The sequence below is a fragment of the Vulcanococcus sp. DEBay_Sum22DG08_74 genome, assembly GCF_017852955.1.
Classification (GTDB): Bacteria; Cyanobacteriota; Cyanobacteriia; order PCC-6307; family Cyanobiaceae; genus Vulcanococcus.
Genome location: NZ_JAFMKL010000153.1, coordinates 1 through 3,180, shown reverse-complemented (window position 1 = coordinate 3,180; position 3,180 = coordinate 1). Strand labels below are relative to the sequence as shown.

The following is a 3,180-nucleotide window of genomic DNA, read 5'->3' as shown; positions in this document are numbered from 1 at the left end:
CCGTAGAGGTCCTCGAAGCGGACGATGTCGTCCTCGCCCAGGTAGGGGCCGCTCTGCACTTCGATCATCTCGACCGGGATCTTGCCCGGGTTCGAGAGCCGGTGCTTGCAGCCCAGGGGGATGTAGGTGCTTTGGTTCTCGCCCACCAGCTCTTCAACGCCATCTTTCTCGACGACGGCGGTTCCTTGCACCACGATCCAGTGCTCAGCCCGGTGGTGGTGCATCTGCAGTGAGAGCGAAGCCCCAGGGTTCACGCTGATGCGCTTGACCTGCCAGCGATCGCCCTCGGTGATGCCGTCGTAGGCACCCCAGGGCCGGTAGATCTTGCGGTGGGCCTTGCTCTCCGGCGCTCCGCTTTGCTCCAGCAGGCCGACGATGCTTTTGACGTTCTGGGCCTGATCCCGTTTGGCGACCAGCACCACGTCATTGGTTTCCACCACCACCAGGTCTTCCACGCCCAGACCCACCACCAGGCGGTGCTCACTGCGCAGGTAGCAGTTGCGGCTGTTTTCGCTGATGACCCGGCCCCGCAGCACGTTGCCCTGCTCGTCCTGATCAGCCGTTTCCCAGAGGGCACTCCAGCTGCCGACATCGCTCCAGCCCGCCTGCAACGGCAGGACGGCACCGCGGTCGGTCTTCTCCATCACCGCCACGTCGATGGCGACGTTGGGGCACTGGCCAAAGGCCTCCTTCTCCAGCCGTTGGAAGTTCAGGTCTGAGCCGCCCTGGGCCAAGGCACTGCGGCAGGCCTGGACCACCTCGGGGGCCAGCCGCTCCAGTTCCGCCAGGATCACGCTGGCCTTGAACAGGAACATGCCGCTGTTCCAGGTGAAGCGGCCGGTGGCCAGGAAGCCTTCGGCGTTGGCGCGGTCGGGTTTCTCCACAAACCGTGCGATCGGCACGGGGGTGCCCGCATCCCCCAGCGGTTGAGCGGCTTCGATGTAGCCGTAGCCGGTCTCGGGGGCCGTGGGCACGATCCCGAAGGTCACCAGTTGGCCCGCCTCAGCCGCCGCAACACCGGCTTGCACCGTCTGGCGGAAGGCGGCTCCTTCTCGAATCACGTGGTCGGCTGCGAGCACCAGCAGCAGGGGGTCATCGCCTGCGGCCATGGCCTGCAGGGCGGCGATCGCCACGGCTGGGGCGGTGTTGCGGCCCACGGGCTCCAGCAGGATCGCCGAGGGATCCACGCCGATCTGGCGCATCTGCTCGGCGACGATGAAGCGGTGGTCTTCGTTGCAGATCAGCAGCGGCGGCTGGAGGTTGGCGATGCCCTCAAGTCGCTGCTGGGTTTGCTGCAGCAGGGTTTCTTCCCCTTGGCCCGCCAGGGCCCAGTACTGCTTGGGGTAACTGGCCCTCGATAGGGGCCACAGGCGGGTTCCAGTACCGCCACACAAAATCACTGGAACCAGGGCCGCCATGGAGTGCACTCCTCTTGCACACCATTTCAAACCAAGCCCGCCCGCTTTGCCCGCTGGCTTGGTGCTGGTTCAGCTTTGTCCGTCCCCTGGGCTGGGGTCGGCCAACTCCAGTAATCCAGGCGGGGGGGTGATGCCAATCCACCCCTCTTCGAGCTCCACCCGGGGAACAATCGATTCGACAAAGGGGATCCAGAGGGGCTGTTTTTTGCCGCTGAGTTGGACCTCGAGCAGGTCGTTGCCGGCATGGAGCAGGTCTTGGACCTGGCCGATGGGTGTGCCCGTCTCCAGCAGCCGCACCTCCAGTCCCACCAGATCCAGCAGGTGAAATTCGCCTTTGGACAGTTTTGGGCGCTGATCGCTCGGCACCAAGAGCTCCTGGCCCACGCAGGCCTCAGCGCTGCTGCGGTCGTCAATGCCCTCGATCCGGATCACAAACAGCTCTTTGCCTGGGAGCCGGCGCCCTGAGAGCAATTGAATTTCCTGGGGTTCTGGCGCGGGCCCCCGCTTCTGGGCCGGTGCGCGCAGCCAGCGGGGGCCGGCCTTGGTGAAGCGTTCGGGGAAATCGCTGAGGGGATTGACCCGCAGTTCTCCGCGCAGTCCTTGGGCGGCAACGATCTTTCCGACCACCAGCAGCTCGGGTTGTTGCTCCATCAGCCCAAGGGCCACACCTCAGCCTCGATAATGAACGGGCGACTGGGCCTTCCTATGGCTGATTCCCTGCCGATCCTGCCTGGCTCCACTGTGGTGGTGCGCGATGGGCGCTCCATCTACAACGGCTACCAAGGCTTCGTGCAGCGCATCAGCGGCAGCAACGCAGCCGTGCTGTTTGAAGGCGGCAACTGGGACAAGCTCGTCACCATGCCCCTCAAGATTCTTGAGCAGGCCTGAGCTTCTCTAGGGACGCCCGGGCTGCCTCCTGTTCGGCCTGCCGGCGCGAGCGTCCCCAGCCCTCACCGAGGGTCGTCTTCCCCAGGCTCACCTGACAGTGAAACCGCCGGGGATCGGCGTGGACTTGGCTGACCTCTTGGCAGCGGTAATCCGGTAGGCCTCGTTTTTGGCCCTGGCTCCATTCCTGCAGGGCTGATTTCCAGTTGTGCAGGTGGGGATCGGCTTCAAAGGCCTTGGCTGTGGTCTGCCAGTGGGGGGTGAGCCAGAGCAGTACAGGCGTGAGGTCCCCCCAAAGGCGATAGAGCGCGCCGATGCAGGCCTCACAGGCTTCGGCCCTGAGGGTCTCGCGCGCGCTGGTGTCTCCTGCGGCCGTTGGGCCGATGCGCAAAACAGCGTCGATGTCCACCGCTTGGCCGAGTTCCCCCAGCCAGCGGTCACTGACCAGTTGGGCCCGCAGCGCTGAGCTTTGTCCGACGCTCAGGTTCGGATAGTGCTGTTCAAGGAATTCCGAGGCCGCCAGACGTAGGACGGCGTCGCCAAGAAATTCCAGTTTTTCGTGGTTGACGCTGAGCCCTGCGGAGGTGTGGGTGAGGGCCTCATCCAGCCGCTCCAGGTCCATCTCCGCGGGGGCTGTCAGGCCCAGGCCTTGAAGGAACTGCCGCAGTTGGGCGTGGCGCTCAGCGTTCATTGGGGTGAAAGCAGGACGTAAGCCGGGTTCTGTTCTCCGCTTTCGCGGGGGCGATCATCTGTCTGGGACCACCGTTACCGATGGCCTCAAGCGGCGCAAGAAAAGCGGAACGGGTGTCATGGCCAACCGTTGTTCCTAGGCCTTGCTCCCAGCCGGGGTTTACCGAGCCAGCACCTCTCGATGCTG

Annotated in this window: 4 protein-coding genes; 1 reads left to right on the top strand and 3 read right to left on the bottom strand. The window is 64.8% G+C overall.

The features are described from left to right. Both QZ184_RS10985 and rimM read right to left on the bottom strand, forming a co-directional pair. Positions 1–1,418, bottom strand: a 1,418-nt coding sequence (locus QZ184_RS10985) for a mannose-1-phosphate guanylyltransferase/mannose-6-phosphate isomerase (protein WP_296419644.1), incomplete at its 3' end; no start/stop codon positions are given. Between the two features lie 69 nt (positions 1,419–1,487). Further along, positions 1,488–2,069 carry a ribosome maturation factor RimM gene (rimM, locus tag QZ184_RS10980; RefSeq protein ID WP_296419642.1) on the bottom strand — a complete coding sequence of 194 codons (582 nt, stop codon included), beginning with the start codon at positions 2,067–2,069 and terminating at the stop codon, positions 1,488–1,490. Positions 2,070–2,123: 54 nt separating this feature from the next. On the opposite strand from rimM, the gene QZ184_RS10975 reads away from it, so the two are divergent. Next, entirely contained in the window at positions 2,124–2,306 is a 183-nt protein-coding gene (locus tag QZ184_RS10975; RefSeq protein WP_010314017.1) for an NAD(P)H dehydrogenase subunit NdhS, read from the top strand. Here the strand turns inward: QZ184_RS10975 and rnc are convergent. After that, positions 2,284–2,994 (bottom strand): ribonuclease III, encoded by a 711-nt coding sequence (rnc, locus tag QZ184_RS10970; RefSeq protein WP_296419641.1) that lies wholly within the window; start codon positions 2,992–2,994, stop codon positions 2,284–2,286. The genes QZ184_RS10975 and rnc overlap by 23 nt on opposite strands. Between the last annotated feature and the right edge of the window lie 186 nt (positions 2,995–3,180).